Genomic DNA, 26375 nt, shown 5'->3' with positions numbered 1-26375 from the left:
TTGAGCCAGCATTTTAATTTAAGTGAGCTATTTAACCGGCTATAACACCGCCATCATTGCGCGTAATCACAACAGTTGCCGAACGTGGACGTGCGGTCTTATTCGAACGATCTGATTGACTTGCAGGCCAGTTACTGGTTGGAGCATCAAAGGTTTTAGAATCTTCACCTGGATGCTGTACATTGATGAAAATGGCTTTATAGTCCGGTGTCATGGTCACACCTGTAATTTCACACTCTTTTGGACCAGTCAGGAAGCGACGTAAATTTTCATCGGTCACTTGGGCACCCGCAATCGTCGCTTGACCATTAGAGGTTGTTGCTGGACCACCATCACCTACTTGTCCAGGCAGGGCAGCCAGCATCATACAGTTAGTGGTATCTGTATAAGCGCCGTCGTCAGTCTGAATCCAGAGTACGCCGCGAGGATCAAACCACATACCATCTGGTGAAGACAGATCATTATTATCATTTAAGCCCGACAGGTTGATATTGGCATCCATCGATGCTTCAGCACCGAACAGGTAGATATCCCATTCAAAGCTTTCTGATGCAGTGTTTTCTTCCTTAAAGCGAATAATATGGCCATTCACATTACCCTTACCGCCTTCAGGATCTGAGTAATTACGTGGGTTGGCAGCATCAACAGGTTGTGTTGAACTATTGCCACGGTTACTGTTATTAGTCAGGGTAACGTAGACTTCACCATTCTCCGGGTTAACGGCTACCCATTCAGGACGGTCCATCTTCGTCGCACCAACGGCATCGCCTGCCAAACGTGCAAAAGTTAAAACATCCGCATCAGAGCTAAAAGGATATACCGCATTTTCTGCAGTTAAACCATTTTTACCGTGAGCAAGTTCAATCCATTGACCAGTTCCATCTGCATTGAACTTGGCAACATAGAACTTACCGTTATTCATATATTTGTCACCAGCACGGTAGCCGGTATTGATATCTTTTGGATCCCATTTTGCATCAGAGACAAATTTGTAAATGTATTCACCACGTGAGTCATCGCCCATATAGAAGGCAAACTGTTCACCTTCAATCGCACGGCTAGCACGACAGTCTTCGTGAGCAAAACGGCCCAGTGCAGTACGTTTTACCGGATTTGCACTGTTATCAAATGGGTCAATTTCAACAATCCAGCCAAAGGTATTTGGTGCATTACGATAGTCTTGACTTGCAGAGGCTTTGGTTACGTTAGCTGACCAGCGGTCATACATATCTTGTGATTCAACTCCAGCCTGAGCTGTTTCCCATGCATAACGTGAAGATTTATCTAAATAAAAAATACGGTCTTGATCATCGCGTTCCGGAACTTTTTGTCCTTGTGCATCTAGAACATAAACAATATTATTTTTCTCATCACGTTTAACTGTACCATCGGCATTTTTTTCAGTTTGATATGAAATATCTAAGCCTAAGCCATAACGTTTAAGTGCGGTTTTCTCAGCTTCACTACGATCTGCATATTGGTCTGTGCCTGAACGCTGGAAATAACCAATAAAGTTTTCCTCGGCAGTTAAATAAGTGCCCCATGGTGTATAACCATTACCACAGTTATTGTGTGTACCACGAGTCTGACGACCGTTAGGAGAGAAAGCAGTGCGGACTAATGGAGAGTTTGTTACCGGCCCAGAAAAATCCATCACTGTTGAAGCCGTAATACGGCGGTTAAATGGTGATGATTTAACGATTTCTACCGCTTGAGTTTCGGTGTTTTTCTTAATATGCACAATGGATACACCGTGTGCATTCACTTCACGGATGACTTCATCTTCTGGACGACGACCATCAACTTTTGTTGGTCCTTGAGGATGTAAAAAAGTTTGATTGATATATTCATGGTTCATCACCAGCAGGCCATGCTCAGATGCATTCTCGTCATAACGGCCAGTCTTAGTGCTTAAACCAAAATAACTCATACCATCGTGGCAGTCACCAGAACGGAACTGAAAGCTTGGGCCGTTCGGAATATTGTTATCGTCCCAGTCAGAGTAGATAGGATGAATTGAGTCACCCATTGCATATAGAACATTAGCTGTATAGCCTTCAGGAACCGTAACCCAGTCATCCAGGTTTTTTTTCACTGGGCTAAAACTTAATTTTTCTGGACGAGCATTGTTGTCTGTTGGCGGATTCGGATTGCTCTCATCGTCCCCAATATTGCCATTTTCATTGTCATCGCTACACGCAGTCAGGCTAGAAGCCAGTGCCAATGCTGCAGCCCCACTTGCAGTCTTTGCAATCAAGTCACGACGTGACATAGATTGTTCTAGAATATCCCGAAAATGATGATTATCTGAAGTGTTATTGTCCAGTTCCTGATTTTCATCATAAGGTAGGTAATCTGTCATTGTTTTATTCCCACAACTAAGGTTTGGTTGTTTTAAAGTCAGAAATAAACTAGCAGTTAAATATGACTAAAAGGTGAAGATTTTATTTCAAAATAATTAAATAAAACATTAATTTATATAAATAAATTAATATAAAAAAGCCCCCAATAAGGAGGCATTTTCTTAATTAGCTATTTTTTAGATGCCGCTTTTCCAGAAATTTTCCGGTCATTAAACCTAGCTCAAACAGCAGCCACATGGGTATAGCCAGCATGATCATGGACAGGGCATCAGGGGGGGTTACAAACATGGCCACAAAAAAACACCCCACCACAATAAAGCGTCTTTTTTCTACCAAGGTCTGTGTGCTTACCACACCGATCAGAATCAATAACAGGGTAATAATCGGAATTTCAAAGGTAAATCCAAACACCAGAAAAAGTTTTAAACAGAAGGCCAGATAACTATTAATGTCAGTCATGGGCGCGACAGTTTCAGGCGATACACTGATAAAAAAATGCAGGATAGACGGCAAAGCCACCAGATAGGCAAAAGCGATACCCGCATAAAACAGGACAATGCTGCCAATCAGGAGCGGCAAAGCCAGACTTTTTTCTTTTTCATATAGTGCCGGCTTAACGAAGGCCCAAAGTTGATACAAGATAAAAGGCATGGCGATCAGCAGGGCAACAAAAAAGTTCAACTTAAACGGCGCCATAAATGTCGCAGTTACATCGGTGGCAATCATGGTAGAACTTGCCGGTAACTGGGCACGTAAGGGCTCGGATAAAAGCTGATAAGTATGCGTCGCAAATGGTAGCAGACAGAAAAACAGTCCGATCAGTATTCCCACAATCTTGAAAAGATGCTTGCGCAGAATCACTAAGTGCCGGGTAATCGGCATTTCTTCTAGGTGAACTTTCTGGGGATCGCTGCTGGCTTGAGTCGACGGTAAAATATTCATACGGCCACCTTCATGTCAGGATATTTTTTTTCTTGCTTGGCGACCTGCCTAGCCGGAGTTAAATGAACCGGGGAAAGCGGTTGATTGACCAGTTCATAACTTGACTGAGTTTTCAGTACCGGCTGTTCTGAAATTTTTGTGACCGGCTCAATTGGTGCATTGAGATCAGCCATTTGTGCTTGCATTTTGGCTTCCAGTTCCTGAATACGTTTCAGCTCGGATTGCATTTGCTCACGTAGTTCAGACAGACGCAATTCACGGTCAAGATCATTTTGTATATTGCTGACGGTTCTTTTTATCTTGGTAGACCATTTACCTATAAAACGAACTGCCTCAGGTAGCTTATCTGGTCCGAGCACTAGAAGTGCAATTACCCCAAAGGCTAGCAGCTCAGTCATTCCAATATTGAGCATGACGATACCTTAACTTTTGATTGAACTCTCGCTGACTTTAACTTCAGCATCAATAGTGCGGGGCTGTTGAATTTTTGCTGCTTCAGCCTCTTCTTCACGCACAGATTTTTTAAAGTCCTTGATTGCACCGCCAACATCTTTACCCAGATTTTTGAGTTTAGACGTGCCAAAAAGTAAAATTACGACGATTGCAAAAATAAGTACGTGCCAAATCGATAATCCTGCCATATTGTCCTCATTACATCTTTTTTAAATTTATGGGCTTATCTCAACATGAATAAATGACAAATCCATGACGTTTTAATGGCAGTTTGGAGACAGGAAGCAAGAGGGAAGTTCGCAATGAGTTGTGCTGTTTATTTTTTTAAATTTTTCTGGTTTATAAACTTAGTAAAGTTAATATTTTAAGAAATGAAAAAAAGTAAACATCCCCAGACCTCTATCATGTCAAAGTAGAGGTCCGGGAAAAATTAATAGCGAATCCCTAATTTTTTCAATTTTGAAATTAAGGTCGTCGGATTAATTGCAAGCAATTTGGCAGCACCATCTTCACCAAAAATTTTTCCTTCACAATGCTGGACAGCCCGTTGCAGGTTTTTAATTTCCAATTGTTTAAGCTCATCAATACTAAGAATATCTGAATTACCATTTTCCATGATTATCTTTGTAGATATACCGTGTAATTCAGAAAGCATTTATTAGCTAATTATTCGCTATATAGCGAAATATAGACAACATAAACCCTAATGTTCGCCATATAGAAAATATAAGATAAATATAGTAATATATTCGCCATATAGCAAACTCATATATACTGGTTAGCAATATTTCGCTAAATGACGAACAGATGGGGGGGGGTATGGCTAGTCGTGCAGAGATTGGAGTAAAAATACGTGAAGCAAGGCGGAAATTAGACTACACACAACAAATGATGGCAAAAAAATCTGGAGTCAATAAATCCACCATTTCTGAAATAGAAAATGGTCGTTTCACAGGCTCATTTGATATTTTTGAACGTCTAATAGATGCGGTTGGATTGCAGTTTGAAGTCACGCCCAAAAAACGAAATCTGCCAAATTGGAATGACATCGATACTTTATTTAGTGAAGAAGATTGATGGAAAACTTTCAACTACCAACAGAAATCAAGTCTATTGAAGTATTTACAGATAATTTCAAACAAGGCTTGTTGACACATAGTGGTCATTATTACTATCAACCAGTACAAGAACAAAGATTTGTATCTCTTACCATGACTTTGCCTGATATGCAGGGATATTCACATGGGGCATTACATCCTATTTTTTCCCAAAATTTACCAGAGGGGCATAATCGCCATTTTATTGCCAGTAAACTTGCTCGATATGCTAATGTGAATGAAATGTATTTATTGGCTCTACAAGAAGCTAATGGTATTGGCATGTTGTCCTATAAAAGTGAATTGCAATTACCAGAAGTAGAAATAGTTAGCCTCGATGAAATTCTTAACTACAATAGCCAAGTTCCACTTTTTCCACAATTATTAGAAAAATATTATTTACGAAACTCTTTAGCTGGAGTTCAGCCCAAAGTTAGCATTCCTAATGTGACTACTCTAACGGAGCGTACTGTTCAACAAAAAGACCTGATTGTTAAGTCTTATGATGCAGACTTTGATTTACTGACGGTAAATGAATTTGTCTGTATGGAAGCTGCTCGTTATTGTGGTTTGCAACCACCCAAAACATATTTATCAGCCAATTTAGAAACCTACATTATTGAGCGTTTTGATAAAGCTGCTGATGGAACCAAATTAGGCTATGAGGATTTTACGACTCTTCTCAAAAGGTCTAATGACCCAAACGAGAAGTACAAGGGGAGCTACGAAAACTTGCTGAAAGCCACCTATCTATACACCCGAAGTGAAGCAGAAGTCGTAAAAATGTATAAGTACATTGTTTTTAATTGCCTGATCGGGAACGGTGACGCTCACCTTAAAAACTTTGCTCTGCAATATACGCCAGATATGAGCGATATCTTTGTATCACCACCTTTCGATATCACACATACACTCATATATAAAAATATTGATAATCAGCTCGCTCTTAAAATAAATGGCAGCAAGCAATTCCCGACTAAGGCAGAGCTGTTGAAATTGGCTGAAAGTCCTGAATTTCGCATTAGAAATGCCAAAGAAATTATAGAGTATTTCAGTGACCAAATTGCTGACTATTTAAAGTTATCCAATGAAATTGAATACTTAGATGGATTGCGAGAATCTATTAAGCAGAATCTATCAAAGGTAATGAGCACTCATTCAATCAAGCCTGTATATAGACATGACAAAAAGAAAAAGTACAAATAATCCATTCTAGAATAATTTACAACCGTAGTAGCTACTATTATTGAGAGATGCCCCCCAGAGACGTGGGATTTATTTTCCATTCAATGATATAGAATAAACCCGAACAGACTGGTCATATCGGTAACAGGCTGACATTTATTGAGGGAGGGAAGTGTTGACTTAGGTATTCCCTGGCAGTTTGGCGGGATCAGAGATAGTAATATTGCGGTTTTGAGATTAGTAGATATAAGTAACACCAGAATGGATTTCTCAGATTTACAGTAGAAATTCTTTTAAAAAGCTTGAATACCAAGATGCAATTCGCAAGGAAGGTGAAGATTTTGCGATTGAATACAAACGAAAAGCTTTGGTCGCTAATGTATAAAAATCGATGAAAATTTTTGATAGATCGAAGATTTTATTTGATAAAACTAGTAATGATTTTTTCCTAAGTGAGTTTTATTTCATTATTAGCTTTATTTTTTCGCAATTTCATTTTTAGCTTTAATTTCTACTGAAAATTTCAAAATTAATTTTTATGAACAACATATATAGAGATAGGCTATCTGCATAACATCCTAGTTAACTTATGTTCACCTGAAATCTAGTTCATAACAAAACATCATTCGAATATTAATAAAATCATGGATTTGTCTATATAGTTTTTATTTTGAAATTTTTCTAGTTCATGAACTTGGTGAAATCGATGGTTTTTAACCATCAAGATGCATTGTCTAAACATTGGGCAGAGTATGGTTTTTTAGTTTTGATAGTTATTAGTAGGCAGAGTTAATTGGATAAATTTTAACTTTTTAAAATTAAAGTCAGAACAAAGTAAATAATAAAAAAGCCCTCTAATAGAGGGCTTTTTTATTGCTAATCCTTGATATAAATTGTTGGGATTACAGACATACCAACACGTAACTTATTTGCTTCATCTTGATTAGGTAAAATGCGAATACGTACAGGCAAACGCTGCACAATCTTAGTAAAATTACCTGTCGCATTATGTGGAGCTACTGCTGAATAACTAACACCACTGGCAGGACCAACACTTTCTACAGTACCTTTTAATACCGTTTTCGGTAGTGCATCAACTTTAATATCAACATTTTGCCCAGTTTTAATATGAGCAAGTTGGGTTTCACGGAAATTTGCAGTGATGTACAGTTTATTCAAAGGTACAATCACCATCAGAGGTTTTCCTGTATTAATAAAAGTACCTGCACGTACTGATTTTTGTCCTACTACGCCATCAACAGGTGCTGTAATTTGGGTATAGGACAGTTTTAATTCCGCAGCCGCTTGAGCAGCTTTCGCCTGAGCCAGTGTCGCTTTCGCACTTTCCAATTCAGCTTTTAAAATATTAATTTGTTGTTTTGCTGCATCAAGCCCAGCCAGACTTTTATTTTTACTGGCCAGATGGATGCTTAACTGTGCTTCAGCTTGTTGCATCGCTTGTACTGTACCTGAACCATCCGCAGCTAGATTACGGTAACGGGTTTGATTTTCTTTAGCCAATTTTAATTCGGCATTATCTACATCAATGGCCATCTGTGCTTGACGGATAGCAGTTTGCTGTTGTGCCAGTCGTGCTTGAACATTTTGAATAGAGGCATTTGCACTTTCAACCTGAGCTTTGGCAGCATCGACAGCTACAATAAAATCCGCATCATTGATAGTTGCCAGTAAATCACCTGCTTTGACCTGTTGGTTTTCTTCAGCCAAGACCTGATGGAGGGTTCCTGAAATTTGAGGGGTTACCAAAGTAAAATCTGCTTGTACATAAGCATCATCCGTGGATTGATTGGATGCATTGGACTGTGGTGAATTTAAATAAATCACACAGCCAATCGCCACAATAAGCAACACGACAATACTGATGATTTTGGTTTTCTTTGGTAATGACATGATGAAGTATCCTGATTAAATCACTGGAGGTTTTGAGCCTGTTGTAGGTCTGGGGCAGGGATATAGGTCAAACGTAAAACAAATGGAATCAGTAACAATGCCAGTACACCGAGTACCAAATAAGTATCAGCCACCGATAGAACCAGTGATTGTTGAGTAATGATTGCCATAAGTTGTGCAGGTTCTAGCGGTTCTGCAAGTGTAGGATGAGTGAATGCGGCATGACTGGATAACATTTCTGCATGAAATTGTCCTCGTATCACCATAAACTGCCCAACCACCGCACCGCCTAAAAGTGTTCCAAAAGCACGCAAGGTATTAATCGTGCCCGAAACATAAGGACCTTCGGCTGGTTGAACAACGCTAGTACAAAGGAATAACATGGACACGATTGCCATCGGCTGCCCAAAGGCTTGCAGGCTTTGAATCAGCACAAATTGGTCTCTATTCCATTCAGAGTTAAGATGCATGCCTAAAAAACAGGACAGGGCGATTAGCAATAATCCACTTGCAAAAATCCAGCGTGCATCAATCCATTTTTTATATAGGAAAATAGCAACCACTGAACCTAATATCAGTTGTGGCAAGGCAATCATCAATCCGATAGATGCCATCTGCTGTGGACGATAATTCTGTATAGCCTCAAGATAACGCATTGGTAATAATGCCCCTGAGGTCAAGACAATCAACAGAAATACAAATAGACTAAAACCTAATCCAAGATTGCGACGACTGAGAATTTGCAATTTGATAAAGGGCGATGGGTGATACCATTCTGTTAGCAGATAAACTGCCAATAAGGTTAAACCTGCCACAAGTGACATCACAATAAGTGGGGAATTAAACCAGTCCAGACGAATACCCTGGTCAAGGGCAACGGCAATTAAACCTAGCGCAGGAACACCCAAAGCCATCCCGAACCAGTTGGCCTGCGGAAAACGTTCCATTTGGATTTTATCTTTTGGCAAACCCCAAGCAATCAATCCACCCGAAATCAAGGCAAGTGGAATAATCTGCCAATATGCCCAACGCCAATCCACAATGCCATCAGTCCAGAAGCCGGTTAACCAAATAGAGAGATTTGGGGTAAATGTTGCAGTCAGCGCATACAGTGCCAATCCATGCAAACGAATATGGGGTGGTAGAAATTTTAGAGCTGCCATCATCAATAATGGAATCATTGTTCCACTGGCAATACCCTGTATAAAACGGAAAAATAACAGTAAATTAAGCTGATGAATAAAGGGTAGGATCAGTGCCAAAAAGGCACATAGACTAATCATCCATAATTCAAAGCGACGCATCGATAAAGTAATTGCAAACCATGCAGCAAAAGGCATTGCAATCAATTCACCTGCACTATATACCGTTGTCAGCCAAGAGGCATCATCTAGGCCATAACCCAAAGCCCCACGAATATTAGCTAACGCCAACGCACCAACACGATTATTCAGCCCTGCCATCATGGCAGCTATCAAAATACCGAGTAATCCCAAAATGGCACGTTTCGGTGGACGATTTCCTGTAGCTGGTGATGATGATGTACTACTCATGGTGTCACCAAAGAATTATGAAACGTGGTGACATCCCAACCGCCACCCAATGCCTTATACAGATTAACCACACTTATCGCTGCATTGGTAGAACTGGTATTTAACTGATTTTGTGCAGCAAGTAATTGACGTTGTGCGGTGAGTACCGTCATATAATCCGCCACACCTTGCTGATAACTTCGTTTAGCTGTTTGGAAAGCCTCTTTATTTTGCTGATAAGCAATTACCAATTCAGCATGATGACTACGTTGAGCTGACCATGTATCAATAGCATTATCTACTTCATGCCAAGCACGTAGCACAGTTTGACGATAGGCGAGAGCCGCTTCTTTTTGACGGGATTCATTCAATGCTAAACGTTGTGTTAGTTTCCCACCCTGAAAAATAGGTAAATAAACCGTTGGACCAACAGAAAATAAATGGGAATCCCAACTAGCCAAATCGTCCAGTTCAAATGCTTCTACACCAATACGTCCCCTTAAACCAATACGAGGATAAAAATCAGCTTTGGCAACCCCAATCGCTGCGGTTGCTGCATGCAATTTTGCCTCTGCGCGTTGTATATCAGGACGTTGATGTGCTAATTCAGAAGACAGACCGACCGGAATATTCTGTGGTAATTCAGGTAAAGTCAAAGCCTGACTTAATTGTGCATCCAATGCTTTTGGTTGTTCACCTATCAATAAAGCAAGTGCATTCATTAATTGATTACGCTGCTGCATTAGGTCAGGCAGCATAGCCTTGATACTAGCATGTTGTGCCAAAGCAGATGCAGTTTCAAACCGTGTTGCTACGCCATTACGTTCACGGCTTTCAGTCAATTTGACCAGACGATTAGCAATGTCCAGATTTTGTTGGGCAATTGCAAGCTGTGCCTGTATACCACGTAACTGCAGATAAGTTTTTGCCACTTCCGCAGTCAATGCCACTTGAGCTGCTTCACGATCATAAAGGGTTGCTTCAAAAGAAGCGGTTGCCCCTTCACGCATCCGTCTAGTACGTCCCCATAAATCTAGTTCCCAACTGGCATCAAAGCCTAATTGCCAAAAATCGCTGGCGTTTGTCGGAGCCCCCAGAGCTGCAAACTTGCCATTTTGGCTCAACTTCTCACGGGAATAACTTGCTGAACTATCAATCGTAGGTAAAAGCTGTGAGGAGGTAATGCCGAGTTGAGCCCGACTTTGTTCAATACGTTCTGCTGCCATTTGCAAATCAAGATTATTTAACTTGGCACGTGACTGCAGCTCAATCAAAACTTTATCATTAAATATCAACCACCACTCATCAGGAGTTTTCGCCACTGATGAAAGGTAGTTCCTGTAAATATCATCTGGGCGAGATGCCTGTGGGAGCTGCGTGATTTCACTGCGGGGTTTTGCAAAATCAGGACCGACGGTACATCCACACAGTGAAATTATACAAAATGCTGTACCTGCATTTTGTAGTAGTGACTGTAACTTCATAGACATCTATAAATCCTGTTTTGTACCGTACCGCTCGGTTTAATTTGTGGAGAAAAATACCAGAAATCTCACTACATCCATAAGAATGGGTGACTTAGTTAAAATGTTGGCATGATTGAAGTGTACCGATCGGTTTGATATAATGTCAATATGCTATAAATAGTTCTTTTAATATTTGGATATCTTTGATGCAGCAGATGAATCATGAATTTACTGGTAAAGCGCTACAAATTCTTCAGGCGGCCCGTCATGTTTTTTTAACACATGGTTTTGCCGCAGCGACCACGGACATGATTCAACAAGAGGCAGGGGTTTCTAAATCAACAATGTATGCGCATTTCCCTAACAAAGAAATGCTATTCACCGCAGTTATTGAGGCTGAATGTACCACATTTACGGATACTGTCCGTGATATTCAATTTGAAAATGGAAAATTAAGAGAAACTCTAACTTTATTGGCACATGCTTATCTTAAGATTGTGCTTTCACCTGAGGGGCTTGCAGTTTTTCGTGTGGTAATCGCAGAGGGAATACGGTTCCCTAATCTTGCACGAGTATTTTATCTAGCTGGTCCACAAGTCATGATTAACATGATTGCCGAGCAACTCACTCATGCAGCAGCAGCAGGAGAGATCGATTTAAGTGAATTGGGCTGTGATAACGCTGCTAGCTTATTTATCAATCTGGTTAGAAGTGAACCCCAACTACAATGTCTTACTCATCCAAATGCTGCTCCCTCTGACATACAGGTTGATCAATGGGTCAATATCGCTGTAACAACTTTTATGCGTGCTTATGGGTGCGAACAGTCAAAATGATTTCTTGTTTCTAAAAAATCTACTTATTTATTTTATATAACAGGCGTTAGTAAGTCCTCGTATGCACTGTGGAACAAAATAACATACAAGTACTGTCTAGCAACTATGCTTTATATGCTGAGGTGTAACGCAGATTCATGAAAATACTTTCAGAATTTGTATCTCCCAAAGAACAGGAGGTGTATTCCATTAATGAGTGTTTTTTAGATCTGACGCCTTATGCTGAAAAATATGATTTGACTGGATATGCGCAACAAATGCTTCAGCGCATTTTATCTTGGCTTGATCTAGCAGTATGTATCGGCATTGGTCGAACCAAAACGGAGGCAAAACTTGCTAACCATATTGTGAAGAAAAATACATATTCATTTTATAAAGCTAATTATGAAATTTTGCACAAATGGGTTTTATTTCATAATTAGCTTTATTTTTTGCCGATTTCATTTTTAGCTTTAATTTCTACTGAAAATTTCAAAATTAACTTTTATGGACACAGGGAGTTATGAAGTAAATGTATCATGTAACCAATTTAACTTATGTTTACCTAAAATTGACTTCACAATTTTAAATACAAAAATTATTAATAATAATTAAATAGTTATCATGATTAATTATATGTGAGAAATTTTATCAGTTCATGAACTTGTCACAAAAAATTAAAGAGCGTTGTTCATTCTTATTCGTCAAGTGTCTAATATAAAAACAAAAAATCGAATAACTTTGATATAAATAGCTAATTTATATATTAAAATAAAATTTAATTATCCGGTTCACTAATTTACCTACCTATTAATTAGATTTTCCTCCTAACTCTATAAGTAGATTTTTTTAAAGTTAATTTATGAATGAAGTAATTTATACAGAAGATGAGCTGAATGATTATTCAGATCAAGAGCTTTTAGGTATATTAGCTAAATCTTGGGGTATTGATGATGGTAAATTTGAGGTTTGGGGCCAATTGCCTCCTTTAGGCGATACCTCATTTGGATTTTTAAGGAATCCTTATTTAGTTAAAACTGGTGAAAGGCTTTATTACCCAATACTAGGGCATGAACTAGAGCCATGCAGTTTTTTTGTAGCCCCAAATGATGCTTCACGTTTGGGATCAAAAACAAAACAGCGATTCGTGCGTTGTGAATTAGAATTATCACCAAAATCGGAAAGACTCAAACATAAAAATCCTATGGGTTTATGTGTCAAAAAAGGATCAGGGGAAAATCTACGCTTTTTACCTAAAGAGATTCCCCAAGAAATTTTAATTGATCCACATGCAGAAAATGAGCGCTCACTATTTATCTCGAAATCTATTTATGACTTTTATTTTGAAAAAGCAATGGGAGACATGGATAAAGAAATTAAGCAGAGAGAAGATGACATTGAGACTCAAATAGCTGAAAAAAAATCTGAGCTGCAGCAATTAAATGAAAATGGCATAGCTGAGTTAAAGCAAACTGAAAAGCAGCGGGATATTGCAAAAAATCTGCTTGATAAATTGAATTCTCAAAAGCAAGAGCTAGAGAATATTAATGAGAAATTATCTCAAGATAAGCAACTTAGACAAAATGAACTACAGAATCTAACCAAAAGATTTGAACAGATAGAGGGTGAAATGAACAATAAAATTCAACGACTAAAAAGTTATGTAGCCGACAAGGCCCAATTTTTAAAAACGTTTGAATTTGTTGATGAAGATGATTTAGAGCTTTTTCTTGTAGAATCAAAAAATCAATCTCAACGCATGGAGGGCATTTCATTTAGTGATGAACTAAACGGTGACTATCATAAATCGGTTTCTTATATTCAAGCACATTTGGTTGAAAAAGATATTTTATATCCTCGTCATATTATTGAAAATTATTTAACACTTCTACGCACTAAAGACCTGATTATTCTAGCGGGTGACTCAGGTTCAGGAAAAACCAATTTAGTTAAATCATTTGCAAAGGCGGTAGGTGGTAAATCTATTATTGTGCCTGTTAAACCAAACTGGACGAGTTCAGAAGATTTATTGGGTTATTATAATCCACTGGAAAAAAAGTATTTAGCAACGCCTTTTTTAGAAGCATTACTCGAAGCACAACAACATCCTGAAATTCCATATTTTATTTGTTTAGATGAAATGAATCTTGCACGAGTTGAATACTATTTCGCTGATTTTTTATCGCTTCTTGAAACACGTGATGAAGATCCTGAAATTTCGCTTTATGCTGAAGATGAATCTGCACATGTATTATCTGAACTAAAAGCTGTTGTTGATATTATTCAATCAACAAAAGAAAAATATAGCCAAGAAGGTGTGATTAATTTTATTGAGCTTTTAAAAGATGAGAAGCTCAATAGTCAATTGCGATTAGCATTTGGATTTAGTGATAAGGATTCACTCATTAAATACCATAGCGAAATTCGCCGTATGCTTTCGGCGGTCATGACCATGCCATCGAGTATTAAAATGCCCGCGAATGTGCATATTATTGGTGCGATTAATATTGATGAAACAACTCATTATCTTTCTCCAAAAATATTAGATCGTGCACATATCATGCGATTTGAATCACCTTTATTGTCTGATTGGGATGAAATTTTAGAAGAAGTTGCAGGATATGAATTTGATGATGTTTCTAAACCCCTTATTTTTGATGTGAATGCTTTAGGTTATCGAGAAAATTATCCTAAATTCGATCGCAACAATCCATTCTGTAAACTTTTTATCGATCTTAATAAAGAGTTCTTTCATAAGTTAGGGATTGAATTTGGTATGAGAACGATTCGTCAGGGACTGAACTATTTAGCGTTATTCCATGATGTGAATAGTGATGAAGAATTGGCAATTAACAATTTCTTATTACATAAGGTTTTGCCAAAGTTAACTTTTGATGGAAACAAGCATGTTGGCGAACAGTCAAAGCTTGAACTTGTAGAGCGTGTATTTGTGCAACGATTAAAGCAACAATTACCAAAATATGAGAATTATAGTGAAATATTTTCTGCAATCCATGCACTTGAAAATGTTGTCAGTAATGCGAAATCAAATGATGGTATTGTTAACTTCTGGTCATAATGATGATGAATCCATTCTTTGAAATTAAATATTTGGAACTCAAATGGTATGACCAAGAGACCTTAACCAAAGTCACGGAATCATTGCTTGCTCTCGATATGGAATATGAAGAGCAACGTCAGCTTTTTCAGATTGAAACGACCATTTATCCTAAAATGGTTGGAATTTCTAAAGGTGTATTGGCTGTTCGTTTTTTAGATCAACACATGGATCAGCCATACATTGAAATAACGAATGGTGAAAAGAAATATTTAAGTTCGATCCAAGATCCTGAAACAGGGTTCACCTGGTGGATTGTCAAAGAGCAATGGATAAAAGAGCAGAATCAATGGTCGAGCACAACGCATAATAGTGTTGGAACACTACGTCTAATTTTGCGAGGGGAAGTGTGTGAAGTTGCAATTAATGGTTGTGACTTTACTTTAGAGCAATTGGAACAATATTTACGCTCGTTTAAAAATGACTTATGGGAACTCATTTTAGATGATAATAATGTTGTTCAAGCTTCAAAAGAAGGTGAAGGCATCGGGTTTGGTGAAGAGGTCATTGCTTGTATCGATAAACTCGTGGATCATGCTGAAAAAGTTTTAAATAATCCTAAAGTTGAACTGCGTGAAGTTCAAAGCTTAAAACCACGAAAATCCGTAAAGCCGGTTAATCGTACCTTTATGGAACTTGCAACAAAAACCAATCAACGGTTTTTAACCAGTCGTGCAACAGAACCTTCTTATAATGTTGCTGAAAACCGTTATGTACTTTTTGCGCTTGAACGTTGTTATCGCATTATTAAACAGATAGTCATTCTTGCTGAAAATAAAAAACAGCGTCTGCAACACACAATGGAAAAGTTAAAGACTCAGCATGATGCTTTTCAAGATTATGTAAAAGTTGACCGTGCTTTGTTTGTTTCGGAGTTTAGAAAAATTGAGAAAAGAACGAGTTTAGAATATTGGAAAGTTCAACTTAGTCAAAAAATAATTGAATCTGGTGTTCAATTTTGCTCAGACCCTTATAAAGATGTGTATTTCAAACTTGAGAATACAACAACGAATTTTTCAAACAATGAATCAGATGGTTTCTTTACATATGTATGGGATGGAAATAATTGGATAAAACCAGAAAATAAAAGTGGTATTTTAAAATTTCATAAAAAATTTTCTAATTTAGTGCATTGTTTCAGATCAGGAATGGTCTTAAGAATGAATGGGAAATATACATATAATACAACCCCAAAGTCTGTACAATTTTACTTTAATGATATTCATTCAATTGAATTACTTGAGTGTCCTGAAACACATAAAGCACTAGAGAACTATGAAAAAGAGAAAAATAAAGGCATTGTATTAGGTGCTAATGATTGGTTAAAACCTCTCTCAAAGAAAGAATTAGATGAGCAAGAAAAAGAAAAAACTGCTTTGCGTAACCGTATTCAATATTATACGAAAAATCAGGAACTTTGTGCCTATGTATTTGAAAAAGTACAACCAAAATTTCGCTTATTAAAAGAAATTATCCAAAAATTTAAACGTTTAGGAATTAAGGCTTCATCTTATTTTCCAAACTCAATGACTTTTGTACAAAATCAAAATTATCAGGGCATTCATAATCATTATAAAGCCTTACGTGATATTACCCATTTACATGATGAGAACCTTTTAATCAGTCTTGAAGAAATTGAAGAAATTGGTTTGGTAAATATGCCTTTACTTTATGAGCGTTGGACACTTCTGCAAATTATTCTTGTACTTAAAGGTGTATTTCGATTTTCTCTTCAAGAAAATTGGAAATATAAAGTGATTGAGGCGATTAAAGGTAATCAAGAAGAAATTTCTATTCATCTTTCAAATGATCATGCTAAACGATATATAACTTTATGGTATGAAAAAAAACTGCCAAATCATAAAAGACCTGACTTTATTCTAGATTTAACATGGTTTAATCAAAATGATTATAATTTTGAGCGTCCACAATACAAAAGATTTGTATTAGATGCAAAATTTTATGACAAAATCACCTTCATTAAAGCAGGTGGTATGATGTCTAAAATTGATGAACTCTATGAACAGAAGAATTATAGTGAAGACGGTAACAACCCTGTTTTTTTGATTCATCCTTGTCAAAACTTAATTGATACACAACGGACTGCGCAAATATGGGGGCAGAGTAAAACTTGAAGTGCGACATAAACCACCTAATTAATTTAAAGGGTTTATGGAGTATATAAAATTGTCATACCATCATCTTAACTTTGAAGATCGTACTGCATTAATGCTTGAGTCAAGAAAAGAAGGCTTTTCAGCCAGAAAATTTGCTGAACTCATTAAAAGACATCCTAGTACGATCTATCGTGAGCTTAAAAGAAATAGCATCAATGACGTTTATCAAGCTCGATATGCTTCTGATAACACCTTCGCTAGACGTAGACGTGGTCACAGAAAACTCAAAATCGATTCAATCCTCTGGAAATTTATTGTTGAAGCGATCCGTTGTTTATGGTCTCCTCAGCAAATAGCAAAGCGTTTAAAGACATTTCCTGATTTGGATCAAACAATGAATGTAAGCCATACAACGATTTATTCAACGATACGAGCATTACCAAAGGGTGAGTTGAAAAAAGACTTATTATCCTGTCTGCGTCATGAAAATAAAAAGCGAAAAGCTAACGGTGAACCTAAAAAAGATTCTATATTACAGGATATTAAAACTATTCATGAGCGCCCAGCCGAAGTTCAAGAAAGAAAAATACCGGGTCATTGGGAAGCTGATTTAATTAAAGGTAAAGACAATAAAAGTTCGATAGCAACACTTATTGAACGAAATACACGGCTCTGTATCTTGGCAACATTACCTGATGCAAAGGCAGAATCAGTGCGCAAGGCTTTAACTGAAGCTCTGAAATATTTACCTGCAGAACTGCGTAAAACGTTGACCTATGACCGTGGACGCGAGATGTCAGAACATAAAATACTCGAAGAAGATTTAGGCATAGATGTATATTTCTGTGACCCACATTCACCTTGGCAAAAAGGCACATGCGAAAATATGAATGGTTTAATTAGGCAATATTTACCTAAAGGGATTGATTTAAATCAGGCAGATCAGCATTATTTAAATCAAGTTGCCATGTCACTGAATACTCGTCCTAGAAAGGCGTTAGATTGGCTTACACCATTAGAGAAATTTGCTCAGCTTGTTGATTATCATATGGCTTTTGAAACTGTCGCACCTCATGTTTGAATTCGCCGGGGAACACGGAGTTTTCTAGGGGAAATCGATATTTTAGGAAATGAAGAATATTATGCTCATAATAAAGGTGCAATCTTTTTAAATCCAATTGATCGTACCTTTTACAATGATGAATTACAGCGTTTATTAGGCATGTTTCTTCAATATAAATTAGAAGATGGTGAGGGTAACACAAATAATGATAGAACGCTTGCTGTACCAATCTGTATTCGATGTGGTTCAAATAACATTGAAGAAACTTCAAAATCTGATGGATATTATGGACTGCCACCACTCTCCTAGACAAATTTCGTCTATTCTTTTTGCATAGGAGAGAACATTATGAGTGGACAACGATACACCCCAGAATTTAAAGAAGAAGCTGTTAAATTGATTACTGAACGTGGATATTCTGTCACTGATGTGGCAGAACGTTTAGGTGTATCACAGCATAGCATTTATAAATGGCTAAAGGCCGTACAGCCTTTACGCAACAACCCTGATGAACATGAACTACTCGAAGCAAAGAAAGAGATCCTTCGTCTTAAAAGTCAGCTTAAGCAAACTGAAGAAGAGCGGGATATCTTAAAGTGAAAGCACTGCTTTCACGCCGCTTTGCAAGCCTGCCCGAGTAAAGTATCAGTTTATCCTTGAGTACAGCCATCAATTTAAGATTAAGACGATGTGTCGGGTTCTTAAGATTGCTCGTGCTGGCTATTATGCCTGGCTACATGAACCCGAATCAGGCAGAACAATTGAAGACAAACGGTTATTACAACTGATCCGTTCTTCTTATGATGCCAGTTATGGTATCTATGGTTATCGTCGCATCACGCTGGATCTTAAAGAGCTAGGTGAAAGCTGTGGACCGAATCGTGTGATGAAGATCATGAAGAACAATGGCATTGCCGCTGTTCGAGGATATAAGAAGCATAAAAGCTATGGTCGTGGTCGTCCTCAGATTGTGCCACCTAACCATTTAAATCGAGAATTTGTTGTAAACACACCTGATACCTCGTGGGTGACTGATATTACCTACATCCGCACTTGGCAAGGCTGGTTATATCTGGCTGTGGTTCTCGATTTATATTCAAGGAAAGTCATCGGTTGGTCAATGAAACCTACGCTTGCCAAGGATATCGTTTTGGATGCCCTTTTAATGGCGGTATGGCGACGCAGACCCAATGAACCTGTGATCATACACTCAGACCAAGGCTCACAATACAGTAGCGGAGACTGGCAGAAATTCTGTCAGAAGCATAATTTAGTTCCGAGTATGAGTCGTCGTGGAAACTGTTGGGACAATGCTGTTGCTGAATCCTTTTTTAGCAGCTTAAAGAAGGAAAGAATTAAAAAGAGGATCTATAAAACACGAGAAATGGCGCGTGCAGATGTATTTGATTATATCGAGATGTTTTACAATCGAATCAGGCGTCATTCGCATCTCGATGGGATGAGTCCAGAAGCCTTTGAGGCAGCTTCAAAATGAGGCCGTCTTGTGTCTAGGATACTGGGAGCAGTCCAGTAAATAATTACATTGTGACCATTTCACTTAAGTTATATTCACCAAAGTCATCGCTAAAAGATATAGGGAAATGAAAATTATGCTTAAGAAGCACATTCGGATCTACTTGCCCTAGTCCAATTCTTTCAAAAGACCAATTTTCATTTGCGTTCATATCTTTAGGATCAACAATAGGAATTGATGGCAGAAAATCTACACAATATTTTATTGTTTCTATAGCAGGTGGATGCGAAATGTATGTCTTAAAATTAGATACGAAATCACTTTTGCTCTCATATAAGTTTAAGTGTGCTAAATGTTTATTATGGTCAAGTGAAATAAGAGGGAACGTTGGTGATTTCAAATAATTATTAAAGATTACAGTATCGATGATAGGCGTTCCGAATATATCAAAACCTGCTCCAACCCCGCTACTAACAATAACTAAAGATTGGAATTGATATTCGCATTTAGAATCAAATTCCCAATTGAGCTTTTTACATATATCACCAAAATTTCTTTGGACAAAACTTAACTTTCTTTCAGCTTGCTCACTACCTTTTTTGATTGCTTTAAGAGTGTACCAATATGAAATAGGGCTATCACTTGTTGTAACACATTTAGCTTCAGCTAGAATGATTAAATTCTCAACACGAAATAACAGATCAATTTCTTCCTCTTCACCATTGATACTCAAGGTATCTTTATTCTTTGTTTCTAACTCCATAATATCATATGACAATTTTAATGGATTTTTAGAGATATTTTCTTTTATACAGCTTTTAATAAAACTCTCAAACTCTTTTCCTTTTACGTCAACACTTACACCTGCTCTAAGAAGCCATCCCTCAAAACATCTAACACCAACTGGATGTAAAATAGGCTCAATTATTATTAGAAACTCATTTTCATTTAGTTTGATTAGAGGGTTTCTCCAAAAATCAGCTCTAGGAGTATTTTTTTTAAACTCACCATTGAAAGTTAAGAAATCTAAAATTTCTGATGTTTTAGATATACTAATATTGAGAACTTTTGATAGTTTATTTGTTAGCTGTTGAGTTTTTATGGTTGGACTATATTTTTTTAGCTTAATAACACCATTTTTTTTAATTTCATCATTTTTTGGAAACACATTTAGCAGATCATTACATAAAGAACTTAGTTGAACAAATACTCGAATAACATCATCAATAGTAAAACTTTTGTTAGGTAGTTCATTAGGTAAAAATCTTAGGCTTTTATCCATAAATGATATATAATTCAATATAATATTTTGTTTATTTTTTTCATTTAAGTTGCTAAATTTATCATATGAAATAGATTTATTTTTAAAAGTAAGAAAAATTTTATCCTTAATTGAATTTAATATAGTATTTTCGAGAAGAAGTGTATTTGAAATATGTAATTTTGATTTACGATTATCCGAAATTACATATGGAATTATTAGTTCAGGGACACTCTTTAATTTAACCTCATCATTAACTCTTGTGAAAGACATTTGTCCATAAAGAATACAATTCCAATACTGTTCAAAATTATAATAGAGCTGAGAAAGCTGATTCTCCATTTTTATTGATTCAATAACATGGTTATCATCAAAACAATGTAATATTTCATGTTCATCATCATTTAAGTGACCTAGGACATTATAAAACATTCCATCAATAGTACCTATTATTATTTCATGTACTGAAAATTCAATTTCTAGTGGATTGTTGTTAAATTTTTGAGAAAGTATTCCTAAATCAGTATAGTTTTTATTAATATTTAAGTTTTTAAAAAATGAATTAGTCATGTTAACCATAGTTACATTAGTTCGATTTGCTAATCCTGAAAAAAGTTTTAAAAATTCAGTTCTAGATATTGAGCTATTATAGTCATTCATTTCTTTCAAAATTTTTCTAATAGTAGATAATAATTCATATATAAATACCCCAGCTTCATAAACTTCCTGTTCCAATGCAGTATTTTTCTTTGCGTTATGCCATTCTTCTATCTTAAAATCTGGACGAATAGGTGATAAAATTTTATTATCTCGAATTTTATTGATAAAAGAATTTTTATCATCATTAAATACTTCATTTATTGAAAACATAGGATTGTCTACTTTAGGATTAATTGTATAAATATTTGTTGCAAAACTTACTTTAAATAACTTATACAAGCAACCCACCATCCAATTTTTCAGTCATATTTCTTATGAATGAGTGATTACTAGCCAAAAGCTCATCCCACATGTCAAGACAATAGCCAAGTGTTTCATCATCGTCATCATTTTCTGCTTGATCATATAATTGCTGGATGACTCTCGTGATAGCATTTGTATCTAAATTATTCATTAGCTCTTGAGTTTTTAACTTAAGAATATTTTGAATCATGATAATGATGAGATCACTAAATTGAGCCATACCTATAGAGCTTTCTTCTATTGAATGTAAAACATTATAAACGTTGTGATTTAAGGCTTTTGAGTGAACGTATATTCCAAAAAACTCTTTAGCATATTGTTTTGACCAAAACTTTTGGTTGAAGAAGCTCCCCATTTTTTTCAGAACATCTTCATTGTCTGCGCTGACTAATATTTCAAAGACAGATTTTAACCTTGTATGGTCATAACCTTTGGTATTATCTCCCAATAGTTGGTTTATGACGGAAGCATATCCTAAAAGGTTTTCTGTATTTTTTGATTCAAGTCCTTGTTGGAGTTCCACTTCAAATAAATCATTAAATAGCCATCGAGCGATGACCTGTTTGTGACCTTCTTTTCTCACATCTTCAAAATGAGAATTCAGCATTGTTTGAACAAGAGAGATGAATAGCTCTTTAAATTCGCTACTAAAAGCATTATTGAAATAGTAGTGATAGCCATGACTTAAAGTATTTCTAATGTCTTTTTGACATAATTCTATAAATTTTTGAAAAGCATAGTTACGATCATAATTATACATAGGAAGCAGTAAATTAGCTGTAGCCATTCGCACAGCTGCATGTTCATCTTTTAAAGCATTTTCTATAATATATTTATGTGAAACAGCATACTCTTGATCTTCCCAGAATTTTTGAGCTATGCTTCTATAAGCACGCCCTCTAGTACAATTAATAGTATTTCCAAACAAATCCTTACTTGAAAGTTCATCCAATTGATCTGAGTGACCTGTTCTATAAATATTCAATTTATTTGATTTTGGATCATTTGAATGTTTTGCAATATCTTCTAATAATGCTATATATTTTGGCGAAAATAGCTGGACTCTTGAAGAGAGCAAACTTTCAAGTTCTCGGGAATAATCAGTTGTTGTAAAATGATCGATAACTTGCTCTATTAACTCAATAGGACATGGTGTCCAGTGTTCTTTTAGATGTTCTGGAACTTGGTCAATATTATTTTCACTTAACCCCGAAAATAAAGCATCAACGTAATCCTGATGAATATGAGTGGGTAAGGTTAAAGAGAATTCTGCAAACCGTTTAGGTTCAGCGTTTACGGCACTTCTAAAGGTGTTTGAAAATTGATGAATACTTGCTTCTGTGCAATCTTTTTTAAATCTATTAGCATTAAATTTATTTGGATCTGAAATAATAAGTTTTTTCCAAGCTTTATCTGATATATGCGTTTTAATAGGCGAAGTAACAAAACCTCCCCAACTATTAACTTTACTACACAAATCATCATCAGTATATTTTTCAAATTTTCGATTGAGTACGCCAATCAATCGGAAAGTTTGAATAGAAATTCGTGAAAGATCTAATTTAGGTAATAAATAGTATTGAGTTTTTCCCCAATAAGGAGAGTAGTAATTCTTACGAGTTGCTTCTAATCGCCATTTGATCTGATCTAAATCATAGTCAGAGGGGGAGTTGTAAATCTTATCTTGAAGATGTTCAAAGTTATTTAGACTACAATGCGGGGAATATTTTTCAATAAGTTTGCCTGCTAACTTCCAGACTGGCTCTTCAAAATCATTACCTAATTTAAACTTATAATTTGGATTATCTAACAGCCACTCTATAGCTTCATCAGCATAGCTGATATCAATGTTTAGAAGAGCATTCGCAAATATACGATTAAATATTAGATTTTGATTTTTTTTAAATGGACTTAATAATTGGAAAAGTTCAGTGGATTGTAAAGCCATATTCTGGGAAGCCTTAATGATAAGGATAAATAAGGCTTTATAGATGAAAGTTTCAAGTGGTTCTCTTGTGCCATATTCATTAGACCATTTGTAAGTATCAAAATCTTCATTTATAGGTTCAGAAAAGTACTGATCTAAAAAGGGTAAAAAGACTTTTAATACATCTAATGAATGGCTTTCAGCAAGCTTCTCAACACATTCTGTATCGTAATCAGACCATTCTTCTCTTGAATTAAGGCTTGCATGAAATTCTTCATTACACATGAGTTCTAAGAGATGTAACGCTCTTAACGGATATTCTTTGGTTAAATCATCCCAAAAAATATAGTGACTGTTAGTGCCAACTTTAATAAGTTGCATACGAAAATCAAAGAGTTCATCAGAATCATTCTTCATATTCCAACATAAACAGTTGTATATCTTTTGATTCCACTCAGGTGATTGATTCATGAACTTAGATAATTCATTGATTAACAAGTTTGGAGCTTTATCTGAAACTGAGCTTAAAAGCTCTAGAGCTTTAGATTGCGTGTCGTCATTCTCTTCTAACCAATCACTTAGATAATGATTTTCTGATAGATATTGAACGAGAGCAGGAGTACCACTGCAACTTAATCTTATAAAATTAGGGGCGAGTTCAGCATCATCAATAATTTTATTAATCAGCTTTTTAAGAGGAAATTTAAAGTTTTCTATATGGCGTAATACGCTAAATACTAATGATTTCAAATGAAATCGAATTTCAGGATGGTAAAGAACTGCGTCAATGCAATTGCAGAAAGTGTTTTCATTTTCTTCATATAACATTGCTAAGGCATATCTGAGATGTTCTCGTTTCAATAATGTTTGCTGATTTCTTGTACCTAGTTCATTTATGAAATTTTCAGTAGAAGTACGACCAAGTAGGTATAGCTTTCTACCTATCGCATAATCATAAATCGCTTGATGCCTAAAGCTAATTTCTCTATTTTGCTCGGAAAGCAATCCAACAGAAATCATAGTTCTCTTAATTTTTGATGAACCATTTGATAATTGAGTTGACGAAATACTTAATTTGTTGGAGTGATTCATCAAATCTATAATTTCATTGAATAAATCTTCACTATCCGCTGTGAAAATTCCATAACTCTCATTGAGCTGTTCAAAGCGATTATCGAGGAAACCTTTGATTAAATCCAATTTGCTTGTAAATTTAGGAGCGCACCCTAAATCATTGGCTAAATTGATGTAAATACCTAACCATAAAGGGATTCTTAAAATATTTTTTTGCTCATTATTCAAATGATCATAGTCTTCAAATTGGCTAACATATGGCTTAATCTGATCTGATTCAAAGAGCTTTAGTTCTATCTGTTTGACATCACTGTTGAGTCCACTAATCCAATTTTTTAGACGTACATCATCCTCGAACTCAAAGTTTCTTGTTGCCATAATAATTTTTATATTGGCATTAGTATGTTGACGTAGTAAAAGAATTTCCTTAACCATTTTGATGCATATATCTAATGCATTTGATGAGTGAAGGGCAGTCCAACGAAGTGCATCTAATTGATCGAGCAAGATGATAATTTCTTGACCTTTTCCATATTTTTCTAAGCAAGCAATAGGAGAATATGGAAATCCTAAATCTTTTCCAAATTGATCTAGATTTTTTTCAGGAACTCGCCTATCTAGTCGAATAGGAAGAACAATAGTTCCAGAGCGAACATAATGCTTTTTCAAATCCAATAAAAATGCACTTTTCCCAACCCCTGCATCTGCTTTAATTATTGTGATAGGGCTATTATTAACGGTATCAAGTGTAGTACTGAATTCAGGACGTTGAATATTTTGTTGTGATATTAAATAAGGCTCGATTGAGTGATCAAACTCATCATTTAGTGCTGCTATTACAGAAGATATATTCGGATCGCTCGGATAAGTCTTGAATGAAAATTGGTGAGCTTCTAAATCTGTCTTAAGGCTATGAGACGTGATTAGTGTTCTAAGTTTTTCACACTTTGCAGGGTAGGTTTGGAGAAAATGAATGAGTTGGATAGAAGGCTGATAAATCAATTTTTCAGCCATTAATGTAAATAGTTCATTATCTATATCATTTTCATTGAATTGCGTTATTTCAAAGGCTTTAAAAAATTGAAAAGCTTTGTCTAGATCATCAGGCTCTGATGCGTTTAATCCTAATCTTGTACATAAATCACTGAATAATTTACGTCGTTCCTCACTAATTTCTTGAATTTGATATTCGAAGAAGTCGGAACTCGATTCCGTACTATTTCGAGCACTTTCACAAATATCCTCTAGCAGTCTAAATCCAATTCTTGAAACTACTTTATAACATTTTGAACCAGATAATATATGTTGAAAACCTTTTGCTAAAAGTTCTTTAGATTGCAAAGTAGCAATAGACCATGCATTATCAGATACATTTCCTATTTTGCACTGATGAAGTTCTCTCGAACCATCAAGATTACCAACAATGACATCTACAGCATCCTCATCCTCACCTAATGGTTCAACTTGAACATACAAAATTTTTTCATCTAATAATTTTAATAATTGGTATGTGATCCAAGAGGATTCATAACGATTCCCAATTTTCTCAGCCATACCACCAGGTTCTAAAGACACAAAAAACCTCAATTTTAAAAGCCTAATTATCTTGATAAT

At 36.1% G+C, this 26375-nt stretch carries 17 protein-coding genes and 1 pseudogene; 8 read left to right on the top strand and 10 right to left on the bottom strand.

The features are described 5' to 3' along the window. Positions 1–31: 31 nt before the first annotated feature. The 5 genes from F955_RS11610 to F955_RS11590 all read right to left on the bottom strand — a co-directional run bounded on the left by F955_RS11610 (position 32) and on the right by F955_RS11590 (position 4374). Positions 32–2362 carry a PhoX family protein gene (locus F955_RS11610; RefSeq protein WP_004894732.1) on the bottom strand — a complete coding sequence of 777 codons (2331 nt, stop codon included), beginning with the start codon at positions 2360–2362 and terminating at the stop codon, positions 32–34. Between the two features lie 166 nt (positions 2363–2528). After that, on the bottom strand, positions 2529–3305 hold the full coding sequence (tatC, locus tag F955_RS11605; protein ID WP_004894729.1) for a twin-arginine translocase subunit TatC: 777 nt from the start codon (positions 3303–3305) through the stop codon (positions 2529–2531). Beyond that, positions 3302–3718 (bottom strand): Sec-independent protein translocase protein TatB, encoded by a 417-nt coding sequence (gene tatB / locus F955_RS11600; RefSeq protein ID WP_004894727.1) that lies wholly within the window; start codon positions 3716–3718, stop codon positions 3302–3304. Before tatB ends, tatC begins: the two co-directional genes overlap by 4 nt. Positions 3719–3727: 9 nt before the next feature. After that, complete coding sequence (locus tag F955_RS11595) at positions 3728–3946, bottom strand: Sec-independent protein translocase subunit TatA (RefSeq protein WP_004894723.1); 219 nt, start codon at positions 3944–3946, stop codon at positions 3728–3730. A gap of 242 nt (positions 3947–4188) precedes the next feature. Beyond that, entirely contained in the window at positions 4189–4374 is a 186-nt protein-coding gene (locus tag F955_RS11590) for a hypothetical protein (protein ID WP_004894715.1), read from the bottom strand. Positions 4375–4577: 203 nt separating this feature from the next. On the opposite strand from F955_RS11590, the gene F955_RS11585 reads away from it, so the two are divergent. Both F955_RS11585 and F955_RS11580 read left to right on the top strand, forming a co-directional pair. Further along, a complete protein-coding gene (locus F955_RS11585; RefSeq protein ID WP_004894712.1) occupies positions 4578–4835 on the top strand; it encodes a helix-turn-helix transcriptional regulator in 258 nt (85 codons plus the stop codon). Then, positions 4835–6061, top strand: a complete 1227-nt coding sequence (locus F955_RS11580) for a type II toxin-antitoxin system HipA family toxin (protein ID WP_004894711.1) — start codon at positions 4835–4837, stop codon at positions 6059–6061. Before F955_RS11585 ends, F955_RS11580 begins: the two co-directional genes overlap by 1 nt. An 855-nt stretch (positions 6062–6916) precedes the next feature. Here F955_RS11580 and F955_RS11575 read toward each other — a convergent pair. The 3 genes from F955_RS11575 to F955_RS11565 are packed head-to-tail and all read right to left on the bottom strand — an operon-like array spanning position 6917 to position 10973. Further along, complete coding sequence (locus tag F955_RS11575) at positions 6917–7951, bottom strand: HlyD family secretion protein (protein WP_004894705.1); 1035 nt, start codon at positions 7949–7951, stop codon at positions 6917–6919. Positions 7952–7971: 20 nt separating this feature from the next. After that, positions 7972–9504 carry an MFS transporter gene (locus F955_RS11570; protein WP_004894703.1) on the bottom strand — a complete coding sequence of 511 codons (1533 nt, stop codon included), beginning with the start codon at positions 9502–9504 and terminating at the stop codon, positions 7972–7974. Next, positions 9501–10973, bottom strand: a complete 1473-nt coding sequence (locus tag F955_RS11565; protein ID WP_004894696.1) for an efflux transporter outer membrane subunit — start codon at positions 10971–10973, stop codon at positions 9501–9503. The genes F955_RS11570 and F955_RS11565 overlap by 4 nt, the downstream gene beginning before the upstream one ends. A gap of 182 nt (positions 10974–11155) precedes the next feature. On the opposite strand from F955_RS11565, the gene F955_RS11560 reads away from it, so the two are divergent. The 6 genes and pseudogenes from F955_RS11560 to F955_RS11530 all read left to right on the top strand — a co-directional run bounded on the left by F955_RS11560 (position 11156) and on the right by F955_RS11530 (position 19557). Beyond that, complete coding sequence (locus tag F955_RS11560; RefSeq protein WP_004894693.1) at positions 11156–11785, top strand: TetR/AcrR family transcriptional regulator; 630 nt, start codon at positions 11156–11158, stop codon at positions 11783–11785. Between the two features lie 68 nt (positions 11786–11853). Beyond that, positions 11854–12150: pseudogene (locus tag F955_RS11555) on the top strand (Y-family DNA polymerase); the annotation flags it as partial. A 476-nt stretch (positions 12151–12626) separates the two neighbouring features. Then, entirely contained in the window at positions 12627–14843 is a 2217-nt protein-coding gene (locus tag F955_RS11550; protein ID WP_004894687.1) for an McrB family protein, read from the top strand. Positions 14844–14845: 2 nt separating this feature from the next. After that, a complete protein-coding gene (locus F955_RS11545) occupies positions 14846–17017 on the top strand; it encodes a hypothetical protein (protein ID WP_228127686.1) in 2172 nt (723 codons plus the stop codon). 37 nt (positions 17018–17054) lie between these two features. Continuing rightward, complete coding sequence (locus F955_RS11540; RefSeq protein ID WP_004994718.1) at positions 17055–18080, top strand: IS30-like element ISAba125 family transposase; 1026 nt, start codon at positions 17055–17057, stop codon at positions 18078–18080. Between the two features lie 330 nt (positions 18081–18410). Then, positions 18411–19557, top strand: a protein-coding gene (locus tag F955_RS11530) for an IS3 family transposase (RefSeq protein WP_373853566.1) whose coding sequence is annotated in 2 segments (ribosomal slippage) — positions 18411–18659 and positions 18661–19557 — 1146 coding nt in all. Because the reading frame shifts where the segments join, the coding sequence is not laid out codon by codon here. A 43-nt stretch (positions 19558–19600) separates the two neighbouring features. Here F955_RS11530 and F955_RS11525 read toward each other — a convergent pair. Next, positions 19601–21745 (bottom strand): hypothetical protein, encoded by a 2145-nt coding sequence (locus F955_RS11525; RefSeq protein ID WP_373853567.1) that lies wholly within the window; start codon positions 21743–21745, stop codon positions 19601–19603. Then, positions 21729–26336 carry an NACHT domain-containing protein gene (locus F955_RS11520; RefSeq protein ID WP_004894678.1) on the bottom strand — a complete coding sequence of 1536 codons (4608 nt, stop codon included), beginning with the start codon at positions 26334–26336 and terminating at the stop codon, positions 21729–21731. The genes F955_RS11525 and F955_RS11520 overlap by 17 nt, the downstream gene beginning before the upstream one ends. Positions 26337–26375: the final 39 nt, after the last annotated feature.

The organism is Acinetobacter schindleri CIP 107287 (assembly GCF_000368625.1).
In the GTDB taxonomy this organism is placed as follows: Bacteria; Pseudomonadota; Gammaproteobacteria; order Pseudomonadales; family Moraxellaceae; genus Acinetobacter; species Acinetobacter schindleri.
Note: the sequence above shows the minus strand (reverse complement) of the source record. Positions and strands in the feature narration are given on the sequence as shown.